At 71.0% G+C, this 26,537-nt stretch carries 21 protein-coding genes, 1 pseudogene and 1 riboswitch; of the genes and pseudogenes, 9 read left to right on the top strand and 13 right to left on the bottom strand.

Translation table 11 applies throughout. The features are described 5' to 3' along the window. Window positions 1–24: 24 nt before the first annotated feature. The 5 genes from ACZ6TU_RS25670 to ACZ6TU_RS25650 form a co-directional block, all read right to left on the bottom strand. Window positions 25–501: an FtsB family cell division protein gene (locus ACZ6TU_RS25670; RefSeq protein ID WP_356927656.1), complete on the bottom strand. Its 477-nt coding sequence runs from the start codon at window positions 499–501 to the stop codon at window positions 25–27. Window positions 502–601: 100 nt separating this feature from the next. Further along, window positions 602–1,882, bottom strand: a complete 1,281-nt coding sequence (gene eno, locus ACZ6TU_RS25665) for a phosphopyruvate hydratase (protein ID WP_467673352.1) — start codon at window positions 1,880–1,882, stop codon at window positions 602–604. A gap of 256 nt (window positions 1,883–2,138) precedes the next feature. Continuing rightward, window positions 2,139–2,819, bottom strand: coding sequence for a transglycosylase family protein (locus ACZ6TU_RS25660; RefSeq protein WP_469551286.1), 681 nt, complete (start codon window positions 2,817–2,819; stop codon window positions 2,139–2,141). Between the two features lie 4 nt (window positions 2,820–2,823). Next, window positions 2,824–3,003: riboswitch (cyclic di-AMP (ydaO/yuaA leader) on the bottom strand. Window positions 3,004–3,231: 228 nt separating this feature from the next. Further along, entirely contained in the window at window positions 3,232–4,200 is a 969-nt protein-coding gene (locus tag ACZ6TU_RS25655; protein WP_467673348.1) for a transglycosylase family protein, read from the bottom strand. Window positions 4,201–4,387: 187 nt separating this feature from the next. Then, window positions 4,388–5,647, bottom strand: coding sequence for a cytochrome P450 family protein (locus ACZ6TU_RS25650; protein WP_467673346.1), 1,260 nt, complete (start codon window positions 5,645–5,647; stop codon window positions 4,388–4,390). A 91-nt stretch (window positions 5,648–5,738) separates the two neighbouring features. On the opposite strand from ACZ6TU_RS25650, the gene ACZ6TU_RS25645 reads away from it, so the two are divergent. After that, window positions 5,739–6,122 (top strand): hypothetical protein, encoded by a 384-nt coding sequence (locus ACZ6TU_RS25645; protein WP_467673344.1) that lies wholly within the window; start codon window positions 5,739–5,741, stop codon window positions 6,120–6,122. Window positions 6,123–6,138: 16 nt separating this feature from the next. Here the strand turns inward: ACZ6TU_RS25645 and ACZ6TU_RS25640 are convergent, their stop codons facing one another. From ACZ6TU_RS25640 to ACZ6TU_RS25620, 5 genes and pseudogenes are all read right to left on the bottom strand, one after another. Further along, window positions 6,139–7,179: a nucleoside triphosphate pyrophosphohydrolase gene (locus ACZ6TU_RS25640; RefSeq protein ID WP_467673342.1), complete on the bottom strand. Its 1,041-nt coding sequence runs from the start codon at window positions 7,177–7,179 to the stop codon at window positions 6,139–6,141. A gap of 67 nt (window positions 7,180–7,246) precedes the next feature. Beyond that, window positions 7,247–7,894 (bottom strand): SurA N-terminal domain-containing protein, encoded by a 648-nt coding sequence (locus ACZ6TU_RS25635; RefSeq protein WP_467673340.1) that lies wholly within the window; start codon window positions 7,892–7,894, stop codon window positions 7,247–7,249. A 413-nt stretch (window positions 7,895–8,307) separates the two neighbouring features. After that, window positions 8,308–9,051, bottom strand: coding sequence for an N-acetyltransferase (locus ACZ6TU_RS25630; RefSeq protein WP_467673338.1), 744 nt, complete (start codon window positions 9,049–9,051; stop codon window positions 8,308–8,310). 40 nt (window positions 9,052–9,091) lie between these two features. Further along, window positions 9,092–10,301: pseudogene (locus ACZ6TU_RS25625) on the bottom strand (MFS transporter). A gap of 29 nt (window positions 10,302–10,330) precedes the next feature. After that, window positions 10,331–11,113, bottom strand: coding sequence for an HNH endonuclease family protein (locus ACZ6TU_RS25620; RefSeq protein ID WP_469551280.1), 783 nt, complete (start codon window positions 11,111–11,113; stop codon window positions 10,331–10,333). A 164-nt stretch (window positions 11,114–11,277) separates the two neighbouring features. On the opposite strand from ACZ6TU_RS25620, the gene ACZ6TU_RS25615 reads away from it, so the two are divergent. The 3 genes from ACZ6TU_RS25615 to ACZ6TU_RS25605 all read left to right on the top strand — a co-directional run bounded on the left by ACZ6TU_RS25615 (window position 11,278) and on the right by ACZ6TU_RS25605 (window position 12,735). Then, window positions 11,278–11,463: an antitoxin gene (locus tag ACZ6TU_RS25615; protein ID WP_467673334.1), complete on the top strand. Its 186-nt coding sequence runs from the start codon at window positions 11,278–11,280 to the stop codon at window positions 11,461–11,463. Window positions 11,464–11,575: 112 nt separating this feature from the next. After that, on the top strand, window positions 11,576–12,337 hold the full coding sequence (locus ACZ6TU_RS25610) for an SDR family NAD(P)-dependent oxidoreductase (RefSeq protein ID WP_469551276.1): 762 nt from the start codon (window positions 11,576–11,578) through the stop codon (window positions 12,335–12,337). Between the two features lie 26 nt (window positions 12,338–12,363). Next, window positions 12,364–12,735, top strand: a complete 372-nt coding sequence (locus ACZ6TU_RS25605) for a MerR family transcriptional regulator (protein WP_467673539.1) — start codon at window positions 12,364–12,366, stop codon at window positions 12,733–12,735. 24 nt (window positions 12,736–12,759) lie between these two features. Here the strand turns inward: ACZ6TU_RS25605 and mfd are convergent, their stop codons facing one another. Further along, complete coding sequence (mfd, locus tag ACZ6TU_RS25600) at window positions 12,760–16,317, bottom strand: transcription-repair coupling factor (RefSeq protein ID WP_469551274.1); 3,558 nt, start codon at window positions 16,315–16,317, stop codon at window positions 12,760–12,762. 273 nt (window positions 16,318–16,590) lie between these two features. Between mfd and ACZ6TU_RS25595 the strand changes: the two genes are divergently transcribed. After that, window positions 16,591–18,024 (top strand): DUF2079 domain-containing protein, encoded by a 1,434-nt coding sequence (locus tag ACZ6TU_RS25595; RefSeq protein WP_469551271.1) that lies wholly within the window; start codon window positions 16,591–16,593, stop codon window positions 18,022–18,024. 110 nt (window positions 18,025–18,134) lie between these two features. On the opposite strand, the gene ACZ6TU_RS25590 is transcribed toward ACZ6TU_RS25595, so the two are convergent. Together ACZ6TU_RS25590 and ACZ6TU_RS25585 are read right to left on the bottom strand one after the other, a co-directional pair. Beyond that, window positions 18,135–20,714, bottom strand: a complete 2,580-nt coding sequence (locus ACZ6TU_RS25590; RefSeq protein ID WP_467673326.1) for an ABC transporter permease — start codon at window positions 20,712–20,714, stop codon at window positions 18,135–18,137. Further along, window positions 20,711–21,499 carry an ABC transporter ATP-binding protein gene (locus ACZ6TU_RS25585; RefSeq protein ID WP_356028569.1) on the bottom strand — a complete coding sequence of 263 codons (789 nt, stop codon included), beginning with the start codon at window positions 21,497–21,499 and terminating at the stop codon, window positions 20,711–20,713. The genes ACZ6TU_RS25590 and ACZ6TU_RS25585 overlap by 4 nt, the downstream gene beginning before the upstream one ends. Before the next feature lie 528 nt (window positions 21,500–22,027). Here ACZ6TU_RS25585 and ACZ6TU_RS25580 point away from each other — a divergent pair. The 4 genes from ACZ6TU_RS25580 to ACZ6TU_RS25565 all read left to right on the top strand — a co-directional run bounded on the left by ACZ6TU_RS25580 (window position 22,028) and on the right by ACZ6TU_RS25565 (window position 26,263). After that, the gene (locus ACZ6TU_RS25580) at window positions 22,028–23,521 is read left to right on the top strand and encodes an MFS transporter (RefSeq protein ID WP_467673324.1); all 1,494 of its coding nucleotides are present in this window, start codon (window positions 22,028–22,030) and stop codon (window positions 23,519–23,521) included. 20 nt (window positions 23,522–23,541) lie between these two features. Continuing rightward, complete coding sequence (locus tag ACZ6TU_RS25575) at window positions 23,542–24,045, top strand: GNAT family N-acetyltransferase (protein ID WP_467673322.1); 504 nt, start codon at window positions 23,542–23,544, stop codon at window positions 24,043–24,045. Window positions 24,046–24,206: 161 nt separating this feature from the next. After that, window positions 24,207–24,653 carry a DUF485 domain-containing protein gene (locus ACZ6TU_RS25570; protein WP_467673320.1) on the top strand — a complete coding sequence of 149 codons (447 nt, stop codon included), beginning with the start codon at window positions 24,207–24,209 and terminating at the stop codon, window positions 24,651–24,653. Window positions 24,654–24,682: 29 nt separating this feature from the next. Further along, window positions 24,683–26,263, top strand: coding sequence for a sodium/solute symporter (locus ACZ6TU_RS25565; protein ID WP_467673537.1), 1,581 nt, complete (start codon window positions 24,683–24,685; stop codon window positions 26,261–26,263). The last annotated feature ends 274 nt before the right edge of the window (window positions 26,264–26,537 follow it).

Here is a 26,537-nt window from a genome sequence, read left to right as displayed (position 1 = left end):
CAGGTCACTGGCTGGGGTCCGGGTTCACTGGTCGGAGGCGTCGGCCTTGTCGACCCCGTCCCAGACGTTCGAGTACCAGGGGCGGTCGGCCGCCCCGAGGTCGGCGTGCGACTGCCGCGCCGCGTGCGGGTCGACGACGATGAACCCCGTCTCCCCCGGCATGACGTAGTGCAATCGCTTCCGGATCTGCTGCTCCGCGTACGCGTCGTCCTGCCAGCGCGCCTTCTGGTCGCGCAGCCGTTCGACGCGCTGCCGGGCCTGCTGCTGTTCGCGCTGGAGGTCGTCGATCTCTGCGCGCTGCGAGACGTACTCCCGCATCGGGTAGGCCAGGGCCACGATCAGCGAGCACATCACCAGGGCGAGCAGCGCGGCCCGGCCGGTCAGCCGGGAGCGGCGGGCCTGGCGCTTGGTCTGCGAGCGGTAGACCCGGGCCGCGGTCTGCTCGCCGAGCAGCCGGATCCTGGTCGCGGTGGAGAACCGGTCCCGGTCCTTCACGGCCATGTCTGTCCGCCTCCCGCTCCACCGTCATACGCGCGTACGTCCCCGGACACGGTACGGGACCGGGTACGGGGACGTACGTACGACGCTGCTTCTTACGGGGTCAGCCCTTGAAGCGCGGGAACGCGCTGCGGCCGGCGTACACCGCCGCATCGTCGAGGATCTCCTCGATGCGCAGCAGCTGGTTGTACTTGGCGACGCGCTCGGAGCGGGCCGGGGCGCCGGTCTTGATCTGGCCGCAGTTGGTGGCGACGGCCAGGTCGGCGATGGTGACGTCCTCGGTCTCGCCGGAGCGATGGGACATCATGCACTTGAAGCCGTTGCGCTGGGCCAGCTCGACGGCGTCCAGGGTCTCGGTGAGCGAACCGATCTGGTTGACCTTGACCAGCAGGGCGTTGGCCGCGCTCTCCTCGATGCCGCGGGCCAGACGCTCGGGGTTGGTGACGAACAGGTCGTCGCCGACGAGCTGGACCTTGTCACCGAGCTTGGCGGTGATGGTCTTCCAGCCCTCCCAGTCGTCCTCGAACAGCGGGTCCTCGAGGGAGACGAGCGGGTACGCGTCGACGAGCTCCGCGTAGTACTCGGTCATCTCGGCGGCCGAGCGCTCCTTGCCCTCGAAGGTGTAGACGCCGTCCTTGTAGAACTCGGACGCGGCGACGTCGAGCGCCAGGGCGATCTGCTCGCCGGGGGTGTAGCCGGCTTCCTTGACGGCCTCGAGGATGAGGTCGAGGGCCTCGCGGTTGGAGCCGAGGTTCGGGGCGAAGCCGCCCTCGTCGCCGAGGCCGGTGGCCAGGCCCTTGCTCTTCAGGACCTTCTTCAGCGTGTGGTAGACCTCGGCGCCCCAGCGCAGGGCCTCGGAGAAGGACTCCGCGCCGATCGGGGCGATCATGAACTCCTGGATGTCCACGTTGGAGTCGGCGTGCGAGCCGCCGTTCAGGATGTTCATCATCGGCACCGGCAGCAGGTGCGCGTTCGGGCCGCCCAGGTAGCGGAACAGCGGCAGGTCACTGGCCTCGGAGGCGGCGTGGGCGACGGCGAGGGAGACGCCGAGGATGGCGTTGGCGCCGAGGGAGCCCTTGTTGTCGGTGGCGTCCAGGTCGAACATCGCCTGGTCGATCAGGCGCTGCTCGGTGGCGTCGTAGCCGACCAGCTCCGGGCCGATCTGCTCGATGACCGCGAGGACGGCCTTCTCCACACCCTTGCCGAGGTAGCGGTTCGAGTCGCCGTCGCGCAGCTCGACGGCCTCGAAGGCGCCCGTGGAGGCGCCGGACGGGACGGCGGCACGACCGGTGCTGCCGTCGTCGAGGCCGACCTCGACCTCGACCGTGGGGTTGCCTCGGGAGTCCAGGATTTCCCGGGCTACGACGACGTCGATGGACGGCACGAGCATCTCCTTCTTGATGTGACGCGGATACGCGGGCCGCTCGGGCCCTGCGCGGTGCGGGCCGCGGTGGCTCGCGACATGAGCCTAACCGGCTCCGGCCGATCGGCCACCGGGTCGCCCACCCCATGGACAGAACCGAGAGTAAATTGTTTCCGAACGAAACAAAGACGGTTGTGGAAATGACCCCGCCCCGGTGCGTACGGGGGGGAACGCGCACCGGGGCGGGGAGCCCGTGGGGACGGGGGTGGGCCGCTGCTTACTTCAGGTGCAGCTGCTGGCCCGGGTAGATGAGGTTGGCGTCGGTGACGATGTCCTTGTTCAGCTCGAAGAGCTTCTCCCAGCCGCCCTCGACCTTGCGCTCGGTCGCGATCGAGCTGAGGGTGTCGCCCTTGACGACCTTGTACTCGCCGTCGCCCTTCTTGACCTTCTTGCCGGTCGGGGTGGTGACGGTCTTCTGGCTCTTCTGGGTCTGGGCCGGGCGCTCGTCGGAGCGGGAGGCCGGCTGCTGCTCGGTCTCGCGGGCCTCGGTGGAGCCGCCGCTCTGCGCGGAGCCGCCGCTGTAGCCGGCGCTCGACAGGCCCTTGCCGCAGACCGGCCAGGCACCCTTGCCCTGGCTCGCGAGGACCTTCTCGGCGATCTCGATCTGCTGCTCCTTGGTCGCCTGGTCGGCGGTGGAGGCGTACTTGGTGCCGCCGTAGCCGGACCAGGTGGAGGCGGAGAACTGCAGACCGCCGTAGTAGCCGTTACCGGTGTTGATGGACCAGTTGCCGCCGGACTCGCACTGGGCGACGGTGTCCCACTCGGAGGCGGTGGCGGCGGAGGCGTTGCCGGCCGCCATCAGCGGGGCGGCGACGGCGGCACCGGTGACACCGGCGATGGCGATGACCCGAGAGGCCTTGGACGGACGACGGTGCGTGCCCTTGCCGGAAAACAGCATGGATGGATCCCCTCACCGACGCCTGCGAGGTGAGCTGTCGGGTTCGGGCCGGTTGAGTTGCCCGGCCGCGTCCCTCACGGGACACGGCTTCACCCCAAGCCGGGACCTGCCGTCGAGTTGCCTCGACCGCTGGGCCCGGCGCTTACCTTGGGTCCCCCGCTCCTGCCTACGGCGCTTGACGCGACGACTGTTCCCGTGCGGCCGCTGGCAGGATTCGGCGTTGCGGCACCCGGGGCTCGCGGTGGCGAGCGGTCATGACCGTAGACACGCGATCGGCGGAATTTCAAAGACGATCAGGGCTTCTGAGATCTATCTCTCACCGGGCTTATACGGGACATTCGACGCGAACAGTGACGCGAATTCGCGCGGTTTCAGGGTGACTTCCGCCGCCGTTTCCGGACTGCCCCACCGGCTACCGCTCGTCCGCTTCGACCCTTACCGTGAGCTTCTGACCGGGGCGGATGAGGTTCGGGTCGGCGCCGACGGCCGCCTCGTTACCCACATAGAGCGCGCGCCATCCGCCGCTGAGGTCGAGGGAGTCGGCGATGGACCAGAGGCTGTCGCCGGAGCGGACGGTGTAGGAGCCGTCCGTCGCCTCACGTGAGGCTTCGTCGCCGCGCGAGGCGTGCCGCCCCGCGGACCCGGACGTACGGCCGTCCCCGGCCGCGGTGCCCTCGTCGGCGCCGGGACCGCGGTGGCGGCCGGAGCCGGTGTCGGTCAGAGCCGAAGAGTCGCCGCTCTGCTGCGAGTTGTCGGACTTGTCACTCTCGGGAGCGTCCGAGGGGGAGCTGTCGGGCTCCTGGTCCTGCGACCGGTCCCGCGTCGAGGAATCGGCAGAATCGGATGACTTGTCGGACTTGGTGTTTTCGTCCTCCGAGGTCGACGGCGCGTCAGGGGACGGCGACGTGGACGGAGAAGACGAAGAAGACGACTCGGGGGAGTCGAGCAGTCCGGGCGAGTCCGTGGGAGTGGACGAGTCGGACGAGTCGGATGTGCCCGAGTCCTTGTCCTGCTGGAGACCGGAGAGCAGCCCGCAGGTCCGCCACGCGCCGACCCCCTGGTCGGCGAGGATTCTCTCGGCCACGGCTATCTGCTGGGAACGGCTGGCCAGGTCGGCACTCGGGGCGTAGTCGAGGCCGCCGTGGTTCTCCCAGTCCTCCTGGGACAACTGGAGGCCGCCGAAGTATCCGTTGCCGCTGTTCTGGCTCCAGGCGCCGCCGGTCTCGCAGTCCGCGACCCGGTCCCAGGTCGTACCGTCGGCTGCGCTGGCGCCGGAGGCTCCGAGGAGCGGGATCGCGATGGCGGAGCCGGTCACTCCGGCAGCGACGAGGAGAGCCGGAGCCTGGCGGGGGCGACGGTGCCGACCGTTCCCGGAGAGCATACGGAGACCTTTCGCGAGACAGCAGAGACCGGCGCGGCGCAGGGTCCCCCCGGGCCGCGCTGATGATGGGTGAACGTATCGGCAGACGATCACTTGTCACAAGTTCATGCCGCGCAGATCACGTGAAGATCACAGCTCTGACGGCATGTCATGTTTGAGCGGGGTGCCCGGTTGGTAACGGCCGCTGTCATGCCGGCGTGAACTCCACCGGCAGGGTGCGCAGCCCGCGCATGATGAGGCCGCCGCGCCACCTCAGCTCGGCCGGATCCATCGCGAGCCGCAGGTCCGGGAGGCGGGTGAGGAGCGTGGCGAGCGCGGTCTGGCCCTCCAGGCGGGCGAGCGGGGCGCCGAGGCAGTAGTGGATGCCGTGGCCGTAACCGAGGTGCTGGTTGTCGCGGCGGCCGAGGTCGAGCACGTCCGGATCGGCGAACCGCTCCGGATCCCGGTCCGCGGCGGCCAGCACGACGAGGACCGGGTCGCCGGGCGCGATCCGCTGTCCGCCGATGGTGAGCGGTTGCGTGGCGAACCGCCAGGTGGCGAGTTCGACAGGGCCGTCGTAGCGCAGGAGCTCCTCGACGCCGGTCTCCAGGAGACCGGTCTCCCCGGCGGCGAGGGACGCCTGGAGTCGCGCGCGCTGCTCGGGGTGGGTGAGCAGGGCGTAGGTGCCGTTGCCGATGAGGTTCACGGTCGTTTCGAAGCCGGCGAACAGAAGGATGAAGGCCATGGCCGCGGCCTCGTTCTCGGTGAGGTGCTCACCGTGGTCGGAGGCGCGGATGAGACCGGAGATGAGGTCCTCGCCGGGGGCGGGCTCGGTGGGGAGCGCCTCCCGCTTGCGGTGGATGAGGTCGGCGAGGTAGCCGCGCATCTTCTTCACGGACCGCGCCACGCCGCCCCTGGGCCCGCCCTGGTGACGGATCATCATCCCCGCCCAGTCGCGGAAGTCGTCCTGGTCCTCGCGGGGGACGCCGAGCAGGTCGCAGATGGCGTAGATGGGGAGCGGGAAGGCGAACTCGTGGATGAGGTCGGCGGACCCCTGCTCCGCGAACCCGTCGATGAGCCCGTCCGTGAGCTCCTGCACCCGCGGCGCGAACTCGGCGACCCGGCGGGGCGTGAACGCCTTGGACACCAGCCGCCGCAGCCGGGTGTGGTCCGGCGGGTCGATGTTGAGCAGATGCGTCATCAGCTCGGCCTTGCGCTCACCGGGGATCCCGGTCTTGCCCTTGGCGTGCGCGGGTTCGTGGTGATGCGCCGGGTTCTTGGAGAGCCGGTGGTCGGCGAGCGTCTGCTTGGCGTCGGCGTACCGCGTGACCAGCCAGGCCTCCACACCGCTGGGCAGTTTCGTGCGGTGCACGGGGGCGTGCTCGCGGAGCCAGGCGTAGGCGGGGTAGGGGTCAGAGGCGAACTCCCACGAAAACAGTTCGGGCACCCCGGGCACTTCACGTTGCATGCCACGACCCTACGCAGCTCCCGGGGCAGCGCCGGCCGGCACTGTCAGAGGTCATCGCTACTCTCACCGCGTCGAGATCGAGGAGGACCGGGTGCTCGAAGGCGTGTTGATCGCGGAGAGCCTGCGGGTCGGGGCCGAGTTGGCCGGCGTCCCGCTGCGCGTCACGAAGATCGCCAGGGTGGAAGTGGAGGGTGCGGCGGCCGGGCAGCCGCAGTGGTGGACGCTCCTGGACTTCACCGGGGAGGAGGCCGATGCGGAGCGTCTGGCCGAGCGGCTGGCCGCGTGCCTGGCTCCGACCGGGGGCTGGTACGTCAACTACAACACCGCCGCTGAGGCGTTCGTGGTCTTCCCCGGCGAGGTCTTCCGCTATCCGCGCGGCCAGGATCCAGACGGGCGGGCGGAGGGCCGTCGGCGGGCACAGGAACACGCCCGTTCCATCGGGATCCCCGAAACGCAGCTGGACTGGCGGGACTGACCCGCCGGGCACCGCGTCACGGCCGTTGATCTCGGCCCTCGGCCTCCCTGATCGCGTCCCGGTACGCGCGGGCCGCCGCTCTCAGGGCCGCCTCCGGGTCGACGCCCTCCGACTCCGCGCGGACCGCCAGGGCCAGCAGGTCGTAGCCGACGCCCTCGACGGGCGGGAGCGGTGTGTCCAGGTTCGCCGTGCGGGCCCGGGACGCCAGCTTGGCGGCGAGGGCCAGGCCGGGCTGGCCGAGGGGGATGCCCTCGGTGATCGAGGTGCGCTGCTTCTCGACCGCCTTGGTGCGCAGCCAGTGCGCCTTGACCTCCTCGGGCGTGGTGGCCGTCTCGTCGCCGAAGACATGCGGGTGGCGGTGGATCAGCTTGGCGACGATGCCGGCGGCGACGTCGTCGATGGAGAAGGGAGCGTCCCCCTCTTCCGGGCCGCCTTCCTCGGCGATCCGGGCGTGGAAGACGACCTGGAGGAGGACGTCACCGAGCTCCTCGCGCAGTTCGTCGCGGTCGCCCTCCTCGATCGCCTCGACGAGTTCGTACGCCTCCTCGATGCCGTACTTGGCCAGGCCCTTGTGGGTCTGCTGGGACGACCACGGGCACTCGGCGCGGATGCGGTCCATGACCTGGACGAGATCGAGCAGGCGGGCGCCCGGCAGGTCGTAGGAGGCGGGGAGCAGCTCCAGCTCGGGCATGGCGAGGCGGCCGGTGCCGGCGAGGCGGGCCAGGCCGTCCGTCAGGGCCGGCTCGCCCTCGCCCGTCGCCACGACGACCACCGTGCGGCCGCCGGAGCAGGCGTCGACCAGCTCCTGGGCCGTCGGGGACGCCTCGTCGACGGCTATCCCCGCCTCACGCAGATACGGCAGCTGCGGGTGCGCGCCGTCCGCGCACAGCACCTGGTCGGCCGCGTGCAGTGCCTGCCAGGCGGGCCAGGACAGCAGGCCGGGGGCGACGCGGTGGCTGGTGGTGAGCAGGACGATGCGGCCGGGGGCGGCGGTGTCGGCCGTGCCGGGAGCGGCCTGCTCGGGTCGCGGGGTGGCTTCGGGACTGTTGGCGTTCACGATTCGAAGCTATCCCACGCCGCCGACAGCCCCCGAAGTTATCCACAGGCCTGTGGACGGGGTTCCCCTACATACTCTGCTGCGTCTGGACCGTCGACACGTCCCGCACCCACGGCGTCTTCGCGTCGGCGCGGCTGCTCTTCTGGACGTCCCAGGTGCCGTAGCGCGGGTTGAGGTCGACGTTCAGGTCCTTGGAGGCCTCGGACAGGGCCTTCCAGAACTCGGGACGGTTGGTGTCGGTGCCGAGCTTCTTGGCGAGCTTCTGGGCCTCCAGCTGGAGGCGGAGGTTCTCTTCGAGGCGCTGCGGCGGGATGCCGTACTGCTGGAGCCAGGTCGTCTCCAGCGCCTTGGCGCCGCCGGCCTGCTCCTCCAGGCCGGACCGCATCTCCTGGATCTCCCTGCGGGTGACGGTCACACCGGCGTCCTCGGCGGCGCGGTGCAGCACCCGGTCGAGGATCATGGTCTGCAGGGTGTCGCGGGTGAGCGTGCCGGTCCCGGCGATGGCCTGCTGGTACTGGGCGTCGTTCCGCACGGCCGCCCGCTGCGCCGCGCGTACCTCGCCGACCCGCTCCTCCAGCTGGGAGACGGTGATCCGCTGGCCACCCACCACGGCCGCCGCGCCGGGATGCGCTTCGTTGCCGCAGGCGGTGAGGAGGGGTGCCGCGGCGGCGATCGCGGCGGTGAGGACGAGCGCGGTGCGACGGCGGCGGTGCAAGGAGACCTCCCGAGGAGATTGTGCGACGGTGCACAAGGTCTTGCGGTGATCGATGGTAGGCAGTGGCCGGGCTCTGGCCAACCCATTCGACCAACGATTCACCGGGACTTCCTGCACCGCCGCGCGGACGGGCCGGAGCGGAGCCGCGTTCGGGGGGCGGTGTGGTTCCCCTGCCGGGGGTCACAAAATCCCGGGATCCCAAGATCCCAAGATCCCGGGGGCCGGGGGCCCAAGGTCCCGGGGTCCCTAGGTCCTAAGGTCCCGGGGTCCCGGGGTCCCGGGGTCCCGGGGCCAGAGAGCTGGGCGTCGAGCCTGCTCCCGAACTCGCCGCGTGGCAGGCCGGCCGCCCACGGGTCCTGAGGGAGCACACCGTGGGAGGCCCACCTGGCTCACAGGTGTGCCGCGGCAAGAGGTCACACGGCGTGCCGCATCCACACGTTGGGTTCGACGTACACCGCGTATCCGCGCTCGGGCTCGCAGCGCACCGGCACCAGGGCGCCGGGCACCTCGATGTCGCCCTGGGTGTCGAAGGGCAGCCCCGTCCACCGGCGCCAGTCCGCCAGTGAGGCGGCCACCGTCATGGACGCCGGTGCCACGGAGTCGATGGTGGCACCGGCCCGGGCGTGGACCCGCAGCCAGGGGTCCTGGGGCAGGCCGTCGGGGCGGACGCGGTGGGCGTACTCCTCGATGGGCGTGTGCGGTTCCAGGTGCTTGGCGTTGGGGCGGACCGGGGCGACGACCTCCCGGAAGCCGCGCGCCCGGGCGTTGTCGCGCATGGCCGAGAGCATCAACGCGGACAGGCCATGGCCCTGGGCGTGCGGGGCGACGGAGATCGAGATCGCGCTGACGGTGTCGGGGCGGACCCCGCGACGCAGGTCGGAGAACGCCCACACGAGGACCGTGTCCCAGCCGTTCGCGGGCAGTTGGCCACGGCCCCCGGCCTGGAGGGCGAAGGGCACACTGAAGCCGTTCGCGACGACCTCGCCCTGCTCGTCCTCGGCGAACAGGACGTACTCCGGGAGTTCGGCGGCGATCCGCGGGAAGTGCGCGGCACCGACGAGGTCCTGGATCGCGAACTCAGGCCAGCTGTCCGCCATCCCGACGACCCGCTCCAGCATGTCCGGGCGGTCGGCGAGGCTCGATATCTTCGGCTGCATACGGTCACGGTAGGCGTGAGGCCGCACGCCCGGAACCCAATTACGGCGTGGGGACCAGGCCCGCCGCTCGGGGCGACCTGGCTTGCCGTGCTGCGATGACCATGACGACGGTGGACAACAGGGCGATGCCGGCGCCGACGTAGAGCGGTGAGGTGTAGCCCAGGCCCGCGGTGATGGCCAGGCCTCCGAGCCAGGCGCCGAGGGCGTTGCCGACGTTGGACGCGGACACGTTGGCGCTGGCGGCCAGTGCCGCTCCGTGCGCGAAGTCGGTGACACGCGTGATCATCCCGGGCACGCCGGCGAACCCGGTGACCCCCATCACGAACACCAGGACGACCGAAGCGGTCGCGCTGCCGGCCAGCAGCCCGAACAGGGCCAGGGTGAGGGTGAGTCCGAGCAGGGCGAGGATCAGGGCACGGTCACGGTCGCGGTCGGCCGCGCGCCCGCCGGCCAGGTTCCCGACGACCAGTCCGACGCCATACACCATCAGCAGCCAGGCGACGTCCGCCGAGGCGAAACCGCTGACCTCGGTGAATGTGTAGGCGATGTAGCTGAACGCGCCGAACATCCCGCCGTAGCTGAGCGCGGTGGCCACCAGCGTCAGCCAGACCTGCCAGGACCGGAACGCCCGCAACTGCGCCCGCAGGCCACTGGGCGGCACCGGGTCCGGCTCGCCTGTACCTGTGGCCGGCGGTACCCGGCCCGCCCGCGCCGGCACCAGCGTGGCGATTCCCGCCAGTGCCAGTACGCCGATCGCGGTGACCGCCCAGAACGCCGCCCGCCAGCCCCAGCGCTCGCCGACCAGCGCGCCGAACGGCACGCCCAGTACGTTCGCGACCGTCAGCCCGGCGAACATGATCGCCACGGACTGGGACTTCTTCTCCGGCGCGACCAGACTGCGCGCGACCAGTGAGCCGATACCGAAGAACGAACCGTGGCACAGCGCCGCGACGATCCGCCCGAGCAGCATCACCGGGTAGTTCGGCGCGACGGCGGAGAGCAGGTTGCCGAGGACGAACAGCGCCACCAGGCCGACCAGGACCTGCTTGCGTGGCAGCCGTGCCGTCGCCGCGGTCAGCGCGATCGCTCCCACCGCGACACTCAGCGCGTACCCGGAGATCAGCCAGCCGGCGGCCGCCTCGGACACCGTGAAGCTCGACGCCACCTGGGGGCAGCAGCCCGGCGATGAGGAACTCGGTCAGACCGATGCCGAAGCCACCGAGCGCCAGCGCGACGAGCCCACCCGGCATCCCGCGCTCCCCGATCGGGCTCACGTCACTCAGCTTCGGCCTCCGCACTGCTCCAGCATCATCCGCTTGTCCGCCGCCGTGACGGGAAGCTCGTACTTCAGCGACACCTGGGCGAAGCGCACCGCATAGGCGCAGCGGATCCGCTTGTTCGGGGGCAGCCAGGACGCCGGACCGGAGTCACCCTTCGAGCCGTTGGTCGGCCCGTCCACCGGGACGAGGTTGAGCGGGTCGTTCGCGATGGCCTCCCGCTTGTCCTTCGTCCAGCGCGAGGCGCCCATCTGCCAGTCGTAGGACAGCGGCATGACGTGGTCTATCTGGACCTTCGTCGCACGGGACTTGGTCCACTCGATGACCTTCCCGGTGTACGGGTCGTGCAGCGTCAACGCCATGACGACGCAGTCCGAGCCCGACCGGAAGCGAAGGTCCTCCCCGTCGCGCTTGAGGAGGTCGTTGCGCGAGTCGCACCCGTTGCGGGCGAAGGGGACGTCGGCCGGCGCCGAGTCCATCCAGGCGTAGCCGAACTCGTCCCGTTCGTAGCCCGTCCTGGGGCCGCGCCCCTTCGTCTCCACCTTCCCGATCAGGGCACGGGCCCTCGCCTTGTCCTCGGTGGACGTGATCGCCGCCAGGCCCGGCTTCGTGCCGTCCGGGTTGGCCAGCGGGTTCACGGCCCGTCCGTCGCCGGCCGCCGGGACACCGGAAACCGAGGGGCCACCACCGTCCGCGGGCGGGGTCAGGCCTTCACAGCCGGCCACTGCCGAACCGGCGAACATCATCGCGACAGCCACTGCCGCCCCGCCCCTCAGACGCCTCACCGTGCGCCCCTCCCCTGCTCGCCTGTTCCGCCTCCGCACGGGCGGTGTGTGCCTGGTCCCACGGTAGCGAGGGAGAGGTCCAGACCACATCGGACCTAAACGGGCATTCCTCGCACGCCGCGCGTATCGTCGGTTCTGAGTCACCTCCGGAGGGAGTTTTCTGAATGGGCATCTTCGACAAGTTCAAGAGCCAGGCGCGGAACAAGGGCAAGCAAGGCTCCGACTCCGCGGAACAGAAGACCAACGAGAGGACCGGCGGCAAGTACGAGGACCAGATCGACGCCGGGCAGCAGCGGGTCGAGGGATCGCTCGGCATGGACCGCGACCGCGAACGGCCCGACCAGCAGTAGGCCTCCGCCCTCAGAGGCCGTCCGCGGAGAGACAGCTCCTGCGGACGGCTTCGCTCGGCCTTGACGCGTTCGCTTGACCTTGACACTGACGTCAGGGTCCGACGATCCCCGCATGGCATCCCCGTATTCGAAGGCCCCGCGAACCGTGCTCGTCACCGGCGCCGGTACCGGCATCGGCCGGGCCACCGCCCACGCGTTCGCCGACGCGGGCGCACGGGTCGTGGCGGTGGGCCGCCGCGAGGCGCCCCTCGCCGAGACCGCCGCTCACGACCCGGAGCGCATCAGCCCGCTGGTCGCCGACATCACGGCCACCGACGGCCCCGAGACCATCGTCCGTACGGCACTCGACCGGCACGGCCGCATCGACGTGCTCGTGAACAACGCGGGCATCGTCAACACCCAGTCCCTGCGCACGTACACACGTGCCGCCGTCGAGCCCCAGCTCGCGACGAACCTCCTCGCTCCCGTCCTGCTCGTGCAGGCCGCGCTCCCGGCTCTCGAGGAGAGCCGGGGCGTGATCGTGAACGTGACGACGTCCGTCGGTCAGCGCGGCTGGCCCGGCAACTCCCTGTACGCGGCCGGGAAGGCGGCCCTGGAGGTGCTCACGCGGAGCTGGGCGGTCGAGCTCGCCCCGCTGGGGATCCGGGTCGCCGCCGTGGCGCCGGGCGCGATCGACACACCGATCGGCGCACACTCGGGCCACACTCCCGAGCAGCAGGCCGCGATCCGCGCGTGGCAGCTCGAGCACACGCCGCTCGGCCGGGTCGGACGCCCCGAGGAGGTGGCGTGGGCGATCACGCAACTGGCCTCGCCGCAGGCCTCGTTCGTCACCGGCGTGGTCCTTCCGGTGGACGGCGGCGCGGTCGTCACATGAGACTGACGCGCATGGCGGAACCTCCCATGCGGATCGGCGAACTGGCCGAGGCGACCGGCACGACGCCGCGCGCCCTGCGCCACTACGAGCAGGCGGGGCTCATCACCTCCGAACGCGCCGCGAACGGCTATCGCCTGTACGGCGCCGGTACGGCCGTCCGCGTCCGCAACATCCGCCGTCTGCTGGACGTGGGCCTGACGCTCGACGACGTACGGGTGTTCCTGCCGTGCCTGGACGGCGACGTCACGGCCGGGCCCGCCTCCGAGGAAGCGCTCCGGGTCGCCGCCGGCCGTCTCGCGGTGCTGGACGCGCGCATCGCCGCGCAGGTCGCGGTCCGCGACCGGCTGGCGGCGGCACTGCGTCAGGCCACCGGGGCGCACGTACGACCGGTGGCCTGACTGGGAGTCGGCGAGCCCGGGCCGTCAGGAGCCCAGGACCGACGTCAGGAACTCCCCGACCCACGCCAGCAGATCCCGCCCGACCAGTGGCTTCCCGCCGACCTTCGCGGTCTTCGGGCGCGGCACCAGCACCTGGTGCACCGCCGGCTTGATGACCACACCGGGGTACAGCCGCTTGACCCGCAGCTCCTGCGACTCGCGCAACTCCACGGGGGCGAACCGGATGTTGGTGCCCTGGAGCACGATCTCGCCGACGCCGCACGCCCGCGCGAGCATCCGCAGACCGGACACGAGCAGCAGGTTCTCCACAGGTTCGGGCAGCTTGCCGTAGCGGTCGACGAGTTCCTCGCGTACGGCCTTGATGTCCTCCTCCGTGTTGGCGGAGGCGATGGCGCGGTACGCCTGGAGCCTGAGCCGCTCGCCCGGCGCGTAGTCGTGCGGGACGTGCGCGTCGACGGGCAGCTCGATCTTGACCTCGAGCGGCGGCTCCTCCTCGATCTCGCCGGTCTCCAGCTGCCGGCGGTAGTCGGCGACGGCCTCGCCGACCATCCGTACGTACAGGTCGAAGCCGACGCCCGCGATGTGGCCGGACTGCTCGCCGCCGAGCAGGTTGCCCGCGCCGCGGATCTCCAGGTCCTTCATCGCCACGTACATGCCGGCGCCCATCTCCGTGTGCTGGGCGATGGTCGCGAGCCGCTCGTGCGCCGTCTCGGTCAGCGGCTTCTCCGGCGGGTAGAGGAAATACGCGTACCCGCGCTCGCGGCCACGGCCCACCCGGCCGCGCAACTGGTGCAGCTGGGACAGGCCGAAGGTGTCGCCGCGCTCCACGATGAGGGTGTTCGCGTTGGAGATGTCGATGCCGGATTCGACGATGGTCGTGGACACCAGCACGTCGAACTTCTTCTCCCAGAAGTCGACGACGACCTGCTCCAGCGCCTGCTCGGACATCTGGCCGTGGGCGGTGGCGATGCGCGCCTCGGGGACGATCTCGCGCAGCCGGGCAGCGGCCCGGTCGATCGACTCGACGCGGTTGTGGATGTAGAAGACCTGGCCCTCGCGCAGCAGCTCGCGGCGGATGGCTGCGCCGATCTGCTTCTCCTCGTAGGGGCCGACGAAGGTCAGCACCGGGTGCCGTTCCTCCGGAGGCGTCGTGATCGTGGACATCTCGCGGATGCCGGTCACCGCCATCTCCAGCGTCCTGGGAATCGGGGTCGCGGACATGGTCAGCACGTCGACGTTGGCCCGGAGCTTCTTCAGCTGCTCCTTGTGCTCGACGCCGAAGCGCTGTTCCTCGTCGACGATGACCAGGCCCAGGTCCTTGAACTTGGTCTCCGACGAGAACAGGCGGTGGGTGCCGATGACGATGTCCACCGAGCCCTCGCGCAGGCCTTCCAGGACCGCCTTGGCCTCGGTGTCGGTCTGGAAGCGGGACAGCGCCTTCACGCTCACGGGGAACTGCGCGTACCGCTCGCTGAACGTCCCGAAGTGCTGCTGCACCAGCAGCGTCGTGGGCACCAGGACGGCCACCTGCTTGCCGTCCTGGACGGCCTTGAAGGCGGCCCGGACCGCGATCTCGGTCTTGCCGTAGCCGACGTCGCCGCAGATCAGCCGGTCCATCGGGACCGTCTTCTCCATGTCGTCCTTGACCTCGGCGATGGTGGTGAGCTGGTCGGGCGTCTCCGCGTAGGGGAAGGCGTCCTCCAGTTCGCGCTGCCAGGGGGTGTCCGTGCCGAAGGCGTGGCCGGGGGCCGCCATGCGGGCGCTGTAGAGCTTGATCAGGTCGGCCGCGATCTCCTTGACGGCCTTCTTCGCGCGGGCCTTCGTCTTCGTCCAGTCGGCGCCGCCGAGGCGGTGCAGGGTGGGGGCCTCGCCGCCGACGTACTTGGTGATCTGCTCCAGCTGGTCGGTGGGGATGTAGAGGCGGTCGCCGGGCTGGCCGCGCTTGGCGGGCGCGTACTCGACGACCAGGTACTCGCGGGTGGCGCCCTGCACGGTGCGCTGCACCATCTCGATGTAGCGGCCGACGCCGTGCTGCTCGTGGACGATGTAGTCGCCCGGCTCCAGGGTGAGCGGGTCGATGGTCTTGCGGCGGCGGGCCGGCATCCGGGCGCCGTCGCGGCCCGCTGCCCTCTGGCCCGTCAGGTCCGTCTCGGTCAGTACGGCGAGTCTGAGGACCGGATCGACGAAGCCGTGCTCGATCGAGCCGCACGCCACGTGCACGACCGACGGGGAGATCTCCGCGAGGTCGGCGTCGAGGCGGGCCGCGATGCCCTCGCCGCCCAGCACCTCGACCGTACGGGCCGCCGGGCCGTGCCCCTCGGTGACGAACACCGCGCGCCAGCCGTCGGCGAGCCAGCCCTTGGTGTCGGCGAGGGCCTTGGCGGTGTCCCCGCGGTAGGTCTCCGGGGCGTGCATGCCGAGCTTGAGCGTGTCCCCCGCCGCGTCAGCGGCATATGTCCCCGTGAGCTCCTCGTCGGCGGCGAACGGCGACACCGACCACCACATCATGTCCAGCTCGCGGGCCCGGTCCCGGACGTCCGCGATGGACCACAGGGAGGCCGCGCCGACGTCGATGGGTGCTTCTCCGCCGCCCGCGGTGGCCGCCCAGGAGGCCTGGAGGAACTCCTGCGACGTGGCCACCAGGTCCGACGCGCGCGTGCGGACCCGCTCCGGATCGCACACGACGGCCATGGCGCCCTTGGGCAGCACGTCGAGCAGCAGCTCCATGTCGTCGACCAGGACCGGCGCGAGGGACTCCATGCCCTCCACCGCGATGCCCTCGGCGATCTTGCCGAGCAGTTCGCCGAGCTCGGGGTGCTCCTCTGCCAGGGCACGCGCACGCGCGCGGACGTCCTCGGTGAGCAGCAGCTCGCGGCACGGCGGCGCCCACAGGCCGTGCTCGGCGACTTCGAGGGAGCGCTGGTCGGCGACCTTGAAGTAGCGGATCTCCTCGACGTCGTCGCCCCAGAACTCGATGCGCAGGGGGTGTTCCTCGGTGGGCGGGAACACGTCGAGGATGCCGCCGCGTACGGCGAACTCGCCGCGCTTCTCCACGAGCTCCACGCGCGCGTAGGCGGCGGCCGCGAGGGCGTCGACGATCTCGTTCAGGTCGGCGGTCTGTCCCGGCCTCAGGGCGACCGGCTCCAGGTCGCCGAGGCCCTTGACCTGCGGCTGGAGCACCGACCGCACGGGCGCGACGACGACGGAGACCGGGCCGGTCTCGGGGTCGTCGGAGCGGGGGTGGGCCAGACGGCGCAGCACGGCCAGGCGGCGGCCGACGGTGTCGCTGCGGGGGCTGAGCCGCTCGTGCGGGAGCGTCTCCCAGGACGGGTACTCCACGACCCTCTCCGGCGGGAGGAGGGAGCGCAGGGCCGCCGCCAGGTCCTCCGCCTCGCGGCCGGTCGCCGTCACCGCCAGCACCGGGCGGCCCGTGTCACGGGCCAGGGCGGCGACCGCGAAAGGGCGGGCCGCAGGGGGGCCGACCAGGTCGACGTGCATGCGGTTGCCGTCTGCGGCCGCGTTGATCGCTTCCGCGAGGGCGGCGTCCTTGCTTACGACGTCGAGCAGACCGTGCAGGCTCATTCGGGGCTTTTCCGTCCAGGGGTGGGCAACACGACGGGCCCGACGCGCGCCGCGGGCCGGGGGTCTCCAGCGTACGACGATGCGCGCCCGCGCGGCGGGGCTGTGGACAACGCCCGTTCTCCGCGAGACCGCCCGGCTGCCTGTCCCCGTCCGCAGCTGGACGAGAACGGAACCAGCCGCCCAATCTTCACAACTTCACCTCCACCCGTTGATTTCGCCACGGCATGATCGGTCCGGTCCCCCGAGCGGTACCCCCCACCCGTAAGGCCCGGCATGGCTGCCCCCACCCTCCAGGTCTCAGAGCCCCCCATACCGACGCCGGTCGCCCTGCCCCCCGGCGACCGGCACCCGGACCGCGGGCGGTGGGACCCCTGGGTCCTCGCCGCCGTCCTCTGCGCCGCCTACGCGGCCGTCTCCGTCGGCCGTTACCGGCACATGACGACCCTCTCCTGGGACCTGGGCATCTTCGAGCAGGTCGTGCGGGCGTACGCGCATCTGCGGGCGCCGGTGTCCGACCTCAAGGGGCCGGGGTTCGACATCCTGGGTGACCACTTCAGCCCGGTGACGGCCCTGCTCGCGCCGGTGTACCGGCTGTTCCCCTCACCGGTCACGCTCCTGGTCGCGCAGGCCGCGCTCTTCGCCCTGTCCGCCGTACCGGTCACCCGTGCCGCCGCCCGGCTCCTCGGCCGTCGCCGCGGTCTCGCGCTCGGCCTCGCCTACGGACTGTCCTGGGGCGTCCAGCGCGCCGTCGACTTCGACTTCCACGAGATCTGCTTCGCCGTCCCGCTGATCGCCTTCTCCCTGGAGGCCCTGCTCGCGGACCGGCGGCGCGCGGCCCTGTGCTGGGCGCTTCCCCTGGTGCTGGTGAAGGAGGACCTGGGGCTGACGCTGGCCGCGATCGCGCTCGTCGTCGCCTGGCGGGCGCGCGGCTCGTCGCCCCGGACGGTTCCGTACGCGCTCGGTGCCGCGGTGTTCGGCATAGCGGCGACGCTGCTCGTCCTCACGGTGGTCATCCCGTCGTTCAACACCTCCGGGACCTACGACTACTGGAACAAGGTCAGCGAGTCGGGCAGCCCCGTCGACGGCCTCGACGCCAAGCTGCGCACCCTCGCCTGGCTGCTGATCCCCACCACCGGACTGCTCGCCCTGCGCTCCCCGCTGCTGCTGGTGGTCCTGCCGACGCTCGGCTGGCGCTTCCTGTCCGGAGACGAGCACTACTGGGGCACCGACTGGCACTACAGCGCGGTCCTGATGCCGGTCGTCCTCCTCGCCCTCGCCGACGCCCTCACGACCGCGCGCAACAGCCCGCGCCCGTGGCTGAGTTCGTACGCCGCCCAGTTGCCGGCCGCCGTCGCCGCTGCGGCCCTGGCCCTGACCACCTCGCTGCCGCTGGCGCAGCTCACGGAGGCCGGGATCTACCGCAAGCCCGCCGCGGTGTCCGGCGTCGAACGGCTCCTGGCGCGGATCCCCGACGGCGCCACCGTCGAGGCCAACATCGGCCCGACCAGCCGCCTGACCTCGCGCTGCCGGGTTTTCTGGCTCGGCAACACCCAGGGCGTCACTCCGCAGTACATCGCCCTGGAGAACATCGACGGCAAGTACCGCGACCCCGTGGGCTACGCCCGGCAGCTGCACTCCGACGCCGAGTACGCCGTCGCGGGCAAGGCCAACGGGTACGTGGTCCTGGAGCGGGTGACGGCGGGCTGACACCGGCTGCCCGCACCGCGTCGAGCACGGCGCCCGGCCCGCCCCGGAGGCGGAAACCTCCGGGGCGGGCCCCTCCCCCGCAACCCCCGTGTGCGGTGGTCCTCGGCCGGCTACTCGGTCGCGATCGCGTTCAGGACGTTCATCCGGCCCGCCCGGAACGCCGGGATGAGTGCCGCGAACAGACCCACGAACGCCGAGCAGATGAAGACGCCGGTGATCGTCGGCCAGGGGATCTCCAGGACTCCCATGCCTTCCAGGGCGAGGAGCTGCTGTGCGGTGGCGCCCCAGCCCATGCCCAGTCCGAGGCCCAGGAGGGCGCCGAAGAGGGCGATGACGACGGACTCCATGCGGATCATGCGGCGCAGCTGACGGCGGGAGAGGCCGATCGCCCGCATCAGACCGATCTCCCTGGTGCGCTCCACCACCGACAGGGCCAGGGTGTTCACCACGCCCAGGATGGCGACGATGATCGCCAGGGCCAGCAGGCCGTAGATCATGTTGAGCAGCTGGCCTATCTGGTCCTTCAGAGCGTCCTTGTAGTCGGTCTGGTCGCGCACGGTGTACTGCGGGTAGTCGTGCAGCGCCGACTTCAGGGACTTGTAGGCGGCGTCCTGCTGCCCGTCCTTCGCGCTGGCGAAGAGCTGCGAGTCCAGCGGCATCTTGTCGGCCGGGACGTACTTGGCCATCGTGGCGATGGACGTGTACATCGCGCCCGCCTCGATCACGACGTCACTGCTGGTGATCGCCCGGACCGTCAGGTCGGCCGTGGAGCCGTCCTGGAAGGCGACCTTGATCTTGGAGCCGAGGCTGATGCCGTGGTCCTTGGCGAACTTCTCGTGCACGGACATCGAGTCGGGCTTGTAGGCGTCGGGGAGCTTGCCGGCCACCGTCTCGGTGCGCAGGTCGGTCGCGTACGACGGGTCGGCCGCCGTGATCGCCGTGTCCTTGAGCGTCTTGCCGTCAGGGGTGGTGAAGTCGGCCTTGGTCCGCTTGTACTCGGTGACCCGCTCCAGGGCCTGCGCCGACTTCGCGGCCTTGACCGCCTGCGGGGTGATCAGCTGGCCGCTGTCGGACTGGACGGTGAAGTCCGCACCGACGGTCTTGTCGAGCTGGTCGGTGGCGGACGCCACCATGGAGGAGCCGACCACGGACAGGCACGCCACCAGGGCGAGGCCGATCATCAGCGCGCCGCCGGTCGCGCCGGTGCGGCGCGGGTTGCGCAGGGCGTTGCGCTCGGCCATGCGGCCGACGGGGCCGAACATGCGGAGCAGCACGGCGCCCAGGACACGGACCACGGCACCGGCGAGCAGCGGGCCGATGACGACGAAGCCGATCAGCGACAGCACGACACCGAGGCCGAGCCACAGGGAGCCGTCCTTGGCCTTGTCGGCCGCCGCGGCGAGGTAGAGGGCGAAGCCGCCGGTCCCGGTGAGGACCGTGCCGATCGCGGCGCGGATCCAGCCGGCCTTGGCGTCCGCGGGGGCTCCCGCGTCGCGCAGGGCGGCCATCGGGGAGATCTTGCCGGCGCGCCGGGCGGGCAGGTAGGCGGCCAGCACGGTGACGACCACGCCGAGGACGAGGCCGACCACCGGGGTCGTCCAGGCCACCGTGAGGTCGTCGGTGGACAGTTCCATGCCCATCTGGCCCATGAGCTTCATCAGGCCGACGGCGAGGCCGACGCCCGCGCCGACGCCGAGCACCGAGCCGACGACACCGAGCAGCAGCGCCTCGGCCAGCACGGAGCGGTTGACCTGCTTGCGGGACGAACCGATGGCCCGCATCAGGCCGATCTCCCGGGTGCGCTGGGCGACCAGCATGGAGAAGGTGTTGATGATCAGGAAGATGCCGACGAGGAAGGCGATCCCGGCGAAGCCGAGCATCGCGTACTTCATGACGTTCATGAAGCCCGCGACGTCCTTCTGGCCGGCGTCGGCGGTCTCCTTGGCCGTCTTCACCTGGAAGCCGCCGCCGAGTTCGGCCGTGACGTTCTTCTTCAGCTGTGCGTCGCTGGCGCCGGCGGCCGCGGTCACGTTGACGTTGGTGTAGACGTCGCTCTCGCCGACCAGCGACTGCTGGGCGGTCCTGGTGTCGAGGTAGAAGATCGCGGCGCCGGGGTTGGTCACGGTGAAGTCGGCGATGCCGGAGATCTTCGCGGTGTGGGTGCCGATGGCGCTGATGACGCCGATCTCGTCGCCGAGCTTCAGGTCGTGCTTGTCGGCGGTGTCGGCGTCGACCATGATCTGGTCGGCGCTCTTGGGAGCCGCACCGGTGGTGATCTTCATGGTGCGGGCCTCGTTGGCGTTCCAGCTGCCGACGATGGTCGGGGCGCCGCTGGAGGGCGACAGGTTGTCCTTGTCGGCGTCGACGACGGTGACCGAGGTGGAGAACACCGAGCCCTCGGCGGACTTCACGCCCTGCACCTTGCGGACCTCGTCCAGCACGGAGGCCGGCATGACCGGCGGCTTGCCGTTGTCCGCGGTCGTCTCACCGCCGTCGGAGGCACCCTTGGCGCTCACCGTCACGTCCGAGGACGTGGCTGCGAAGAGCTTGTCGAACGTGGTCGACATGGTGTCCGTGAAGACGAGCGTGCCGCAGACGAAGGCGACCGACAGCAGGACGGCGATCGCGGAGAGCGCCATCCGCCCCTTGTGCGCGAGGAAGTTGCGCATCGAGGTCTTCATGACGGTCATGACGTGCGCCCCCGGGCGTCGAAGTCCTTCATGCGGTCGAGGACGGCCTCCGCGGTCGGCTTGAACATCTCGTCGACGATGCGGCCGTCGGCGAGGTACAGCACCCGGTCCGCGTAACTGGCGGCGACCGGGTCGTGGGTGACCATCACGATGGTCTGGCCCAGCTCGTCGACCGACCGGCGCAGGAAGCCGAGGACCTCGGCGCCGGCGCGCGAGTCGAGGTTTCCGGTCGGCTCGTCCCCGAAGATGATCTCGGGCCGGGCCGCCAGCGCCCGTGCCACGGCGACGCGCTGCTGCTGGCCGCCGGACAGCTGAGTGGGCCGGTGCTTGAGGCGGTCGGCGAGCCCGACGGTCTCCACGACCCGCGCCAGCCACTGCTTGTCCGGCTTGCGGCCCGCGATGTCCATGGGCAGCGTGATGTTCTCTATGGCGTTGAGCGTCGGCAGCAGGTTGAACGCCTGGAAGATGAACCCGATCCGGTCCCGGCGCAGCTGTGTGAGCTTCTTGTCCTTCAGGCCGGTGATCTCGGTCTCGTCGAGGTAGATCTGCCCGCCGGTGACGGTGTCGAGCCCGGCGAGGCAGTGCATGAGCGTGGACTTGCCGGACCCCGAGGGGCCCATGATCGCGGTGAACTGGCCGCGTGCGATGTCCACGTCGACGTGGTCGAGGGCGACGACGCGGGTCTCACCGGTCCCGTACGCCTTCACGACCTGCCGCGCCCGCGCGGCAACGGCCGTACGCCCTCCAGTACCCCCGTGCCTGGGAATGGTCACAGCCGAAGTCACGGTATGTCTCCTATATCGGTCAGCAGATGGTGAAGGCGGTCGCCTGGTCGACAGCCGCTGTACGCGAGGCCGGACGACGAACTCGTCCGACGTGTTTCAATCTCGCGGCGGGGAGGGGTCCCGCGCCCTGGTGTTCAGCGCAGTCTTTTCCTGTGGAAAACCCCACCCCCGCCGGTGTGCAAAAGCGCCCCCCGGCGGCATAAAGCCAGGTTAAGGACCGACCCCTGCGTGTCTCGTCCTCCGCCGGTACGAACCCTCCCCAGGTCGTAGTACGGAGGTACCCCTAGGGGCAGTCCACCGAAGGGTGGAGCCCGTCTCAGGGTTCGCTCCACCCGTCGGCGCATTCAGGCTGCACCCTCCCGCGACTTGAATCAGACAGGGCCGCGCGAAGCGCGTCGTTGAGGGGTGGTGGTCGGATGACGGGCGGGCCAAGTGGGAAGCTGTCGGGCGGCAGGTAGGTGCAAGGGGCAGACACAGCGGCGACGCCGGGGGGACGGCGTGGCCAGGGCGAGGGGGAGGAAACCCGGGGTGGGCAGCACCAGTTCCGCGGCACGTGAGACCGCACGTCCCGCCACGACCGGCCGGCGGGGTGCCGTCGTCGCGGCGCTGATGCTCTCGATGGCGCTGGCGGCGCTCGACGCCACCATCGTCTCGACCGCCGTCCCGCAGATCGTCGGGGACCTCGGCGGTTTCTCCGTCTTCTCCTGGCTGTTCTCCGGCTACCTGCTGGCCGTGACCGTCACCCTGCCCGTCTACGGCAAGCTCTCCGACACCTTCGGCCGCAAACCGGTCCTCGTCGCGGGCTCGGTGGTCTTCCTAGTCGGCTCCCTGCTGTGCGCGCTGGCCTGGGACATGGGAGCCCTCATCGCGTTCCGCATCGTGCAGGGCCTGGGCGGCGGCGCCCTCCAGGGCACCGTGCAGACGCTCGCCGCCGACCTCTACCCGCTGAAGGACCGCCCCAAGATCCAGTCGAAGCTGTCCACGGTGTGGGCGGTCTCGGCGGTCGCCGGACCGGGTCTCGGCGGTGTGCTCGCCGCCTATGCGGACTGGCGCTGGATCTTCCTGGTCAACCTGCCCATCGGCGCGGTCGCGCTGTGGCTGATCGTCCGTCACCTCCACGAGCCGGAGCGGGAGACCGGCCCGCACGCGCGCGTGGACTGGGCCGGCGCGCTCGCGGTGTTCGCCTGCGGCGGTGTACTGCTCACGGCCCTGGTGCAGGGCGGGGTGGCGTGGCCGTGGCTGTCGGCGCCCTCACTGGCCCTGTTCGTTACGGGACTTGCTCTGGTCGCGGTCGTGGTGCTGGTGGAGCGCCGGGCGGCGGAACCGATCATCCCGGGCTGGGTGTGGCGGCGCCCTACGATCGCCGCGGTCAACCTGGCCCTGGGCGCGCTGGGCCTGCTGATGGTGGCGCCGACGGTGTTCCTGCCCACCTACGCCCAGTCGGTGCTGGGTCTCGCGCCCGTAGCCGCCGGATTCGTGCTCTCCGTATGGACGTTGAGCTGGCCCGTATCGGCGGCGCTGAGCCAGCACGTGTACCGCAGGATCGGCTTCCGCAACACGGCGATGCTGGGCATCGGAGCGGCCGCGCTGATCCTGTTCGCGTTCCCGTTCCTCCCGTACCCCGGGCAGGCCTGGCAGCCGACCCTGCTGATGCTACTGCTCGGCGCCGCGCTGGGCCTGTTCCAGTTGCCGCTGATCGTCGGTGTGCAGTCGACGGTGGGATGGGCGGAGCGCGGTACGACGACCGCGTCCGTACTGTTCTGCCGCCAGACCGGCCAGACGGTCGGTGCGGCGGTATTCGGCGCGGTCGCCAACGGGGTGCTGGCCGCCCGGCTCGGCGGTGCGGGCGACCTCGACTCGGTGACCCGGGCCCTCGGTTCGGGCACCGCGCCGGAGGCGACCCGGCGGGCGATCGCCGACGCGGTGCACGCCGTCTACCTGGGCGCGTCCTGCGCGGCGGCACTGGCGTTCCTGGTGCTGCTGTTCCTCGCGCCCCGGAAATTCCCGGTGCTCGAGGACTGACGGTACGTATCCTCCCGCACATGCTGACCTTGGAACGGCTCCGGGCCGATCACGCGGACGCGATACTGGTCTTCGAGCGGGAGAACCGGGCGTACTTCGCCCGCACGGTGCCGGACCGCGGCGACACCTACTTCACGGCGGCGGGGTTCGCCGAACGCCACCGGGCGCTCCTCGCGGAGCAGCACGCGGGCGTGTGCCGCTTCCATGTCGTCCTGGACGAGGAAGGGAACCTGGTCGGCCGGGTCAACCTGCTCGACTTGGCGGACGGCTGCGCCGAACTCGGCTACCGGGTGGGCGAACGGGCCGCGGGCCGGGGCGTGGCGACGGCGGCCGTCGCCCAGGTGTGCCGCCTGGCCGCCACCGACTACGGGCTGACCTCCCTCACCGCGGTCACGACTCTGGACAACCCGGCCTCCATGACCGTGCTGGCCCGCAGCGGCTTCACACGCGTCGAGGACACCACCGTGGCCGGCCGTCCCGGAGTCCGTTACGCACGCCGGCACCTCGGCGGAAACCGCGGTTAATACGGGTAACACCCGAGGTCAGCGTAGTAAGCGCGTACCGACCGATCAGTTTGGCCAAATGCTCGCGTACACCCGGTACTGCGAAGTAACGTGCGTGGCTCCCGCCCCCCACCTCCCTGCGGTCTGCCGCACCGGATCCAACCCACGCAAGGAGCAACGGGATGTCCTACGACCCGCCGCCACCGTCCTATCCGTACCGGCCGCCGGATTCCTCACCCTCGTACGACACCTATCCCTGGCTGCCGCAGCAGCCGCCCGAGCCACCCGAACCGGCCGGGCGGCGCCCCCAGCGCCACGCCGCGCTCGGGCACCACAGCGACCTGCGGGTGCTGCGCGGCGCCTACCGCCGGCAGCGGCGCGTGGCCACGCTCACGGCGCTCGGCTACTTCGTGGTGTTCCTGATCCTTTCGGCGTTCGCACCGTCGTTCATGACGAGCACCGTCACCGACGGCCTGCCCACCGGCCTGCTGCTCGCGCTCGTCCAGGTCCCCGTGACCTGGCTGGCGATCACCCTGTACGAGCAGACGGCCCGCCGCCGCGTCGACCCCGTCGCGGACCGGATACGCAAGCAGGCCGAACTGGACGCCAAGCGGGAGGGAACGCGGTGATCAGCGAGTTCAGCGGCAACGCCCAGGCGATGTCGCTCGTGGGCTTCACGGCGGTGGCCACGATCACCCTGCTGCTGTGTGTGATGACGGGCCCGGACCGGGACGACCTCGACGAGTTCTACACCGGCTACAGCTCCCTGTCCCCCATGCGCAACGGCCTCGCGATCGCCGGCGACTACATCTCCGCCGCGACCGTCCTCGGCACCGGCGGCGTGATCGCCCTGTTCGGCTACGACGGGACCGTACTGGCCCTCAGCACGGCGCTGTCCCTGATGCTGCTGATGTTCCTGCTGGCCGAACCGCTGCGCAACGCGGGCCGGTTCACCATGGGCGACGCGCTGACCCGCCGTATGCCGGGACGCGGTGTCCGTATCGCGGCCTGTGCGGTGACCCTGGCGGCACTGCTGCCGCTGATGGTCGTGCAGTTGGCGGGGACCGGGCAGCTGATGGGGTTCATCCTCGGCTTCTCCGGCGAGTCGTTGCAGACGGGCTGCATCATCGGCGTGGGCGCGCTGATGATCAGCTACGCGGCGATCGGCGGAATGAAGGGCACCGCCCTGATCCAGATCCTGAAGATCGTGATGCTGCTCGGTTCGGGCATGGTGGTCGCGGTGCTCATCCTGCACCGGTTCGACTGGGATCCGGGGGCCTTGTTCAGCGCGGCCGCCGAGAACAGCGGCGCGGGCCCGGCGTTCCTCTCGTCGGGACTCCAGTTCGCGGGCGGCCCCAGCCCCGACCTGGACATGATCACCGCGCAGCTGACGGTGGTCCTCGGGGGTGGCGTACTGCCGCACGTCACCATGCGCATGTACACCGCCTCCAGTGCCCGGCAGGTGCGGCGTTCGATGTCCTGGGCGGTGTCGAGCGTGGCGCTGTTCGTGCTCGTCATCACGGTCGTCGGGTTCGGTGCGACGGCCCTGGTCGGGCGGGCGGTGATCGCCCAGGTGGACCCGCAGGGCAACACGGCCTACCTGCTGGGATCCCAGGCGGCGTTCGGCCCGGACGTGTCGACGGCGGAGACGTTCCTGTTCACGACCGTCACCACGGCGGTCTTCCTCACGCTGCTCGCCTCGGTCGCCGGGATGATCCTCGCCTGCGCCAACTCCCTCGCGCACGACGTGTTCGCGGCCCGGGTGCGGGAGATGTCACCGCGCCGCGAGATGACGGTGGCCCGGATCTCGGCGCTGGCGGTGGGGGTTCCGGCGATCCTCCTGGCCACGCTCGTCCAGCATCGCAGCCTGCAACCCCTGGTGACCCTGTCCTTCTGTCTGGGCGCCTCGGCCATCGCGCCCGCGCTGGTCTACAGCCTCTTCTGGCGCCGCTACACCCGGACGGGCCTGCTCAGCACCCTCATCGGCGGCTCGCTGGCGGTCCTGCTGCTGATGCCGGGCACCAACCTGGTCTCCGGCTCGCCCGTCTCCGCCTTCCCCGACGCCGACTTCAACTGGTTCCCGTTCACCACCACGGGCCTGCTCTCCATACCCCTGGGCTTCGCCTGCGGCTGGCTGGGCACGATGGCCTCCGGCCGCCGCAAGTCGGAGGAACAACGCCGCGAGTACGAGGCGGTGGAGGGCTGGATCCTGGCGGGCGCGGTGCGCAGGGATCGCTGACACGGTGGGCACGGCGGCGGGCTGCCGTGCCCACCGTGCCGTGCCGCCGGCGGCGGCTGGGGGCGCGTGAGGTCGGGCGGCAGCGACACGGAGGCCCGGTACGGCCGCCGACCGTGGGCACGGCGTAGTCCTCGCCCTCGCCCTCGTCCTGACCGGACACACGACGGCAGACCGGTGTCGCCGTGAGGCCACGACCTCGCGCGGCGCGTACCGCCACAGCGCGAGCAGGACAGCGGGCGCGAAGCCCCGTCAGCGGCGCGCAGAAGCGGAGGAC

The sequence above is a fragment of the Streptomyces sp. NPDC052064 genome, from assembly GCF_055585925.1.
The sequence above is the reverse complement of the archived record's forward strand: the minus strand, read 5'-3'. Positions and strand labels throughout refer to the sequence as shown.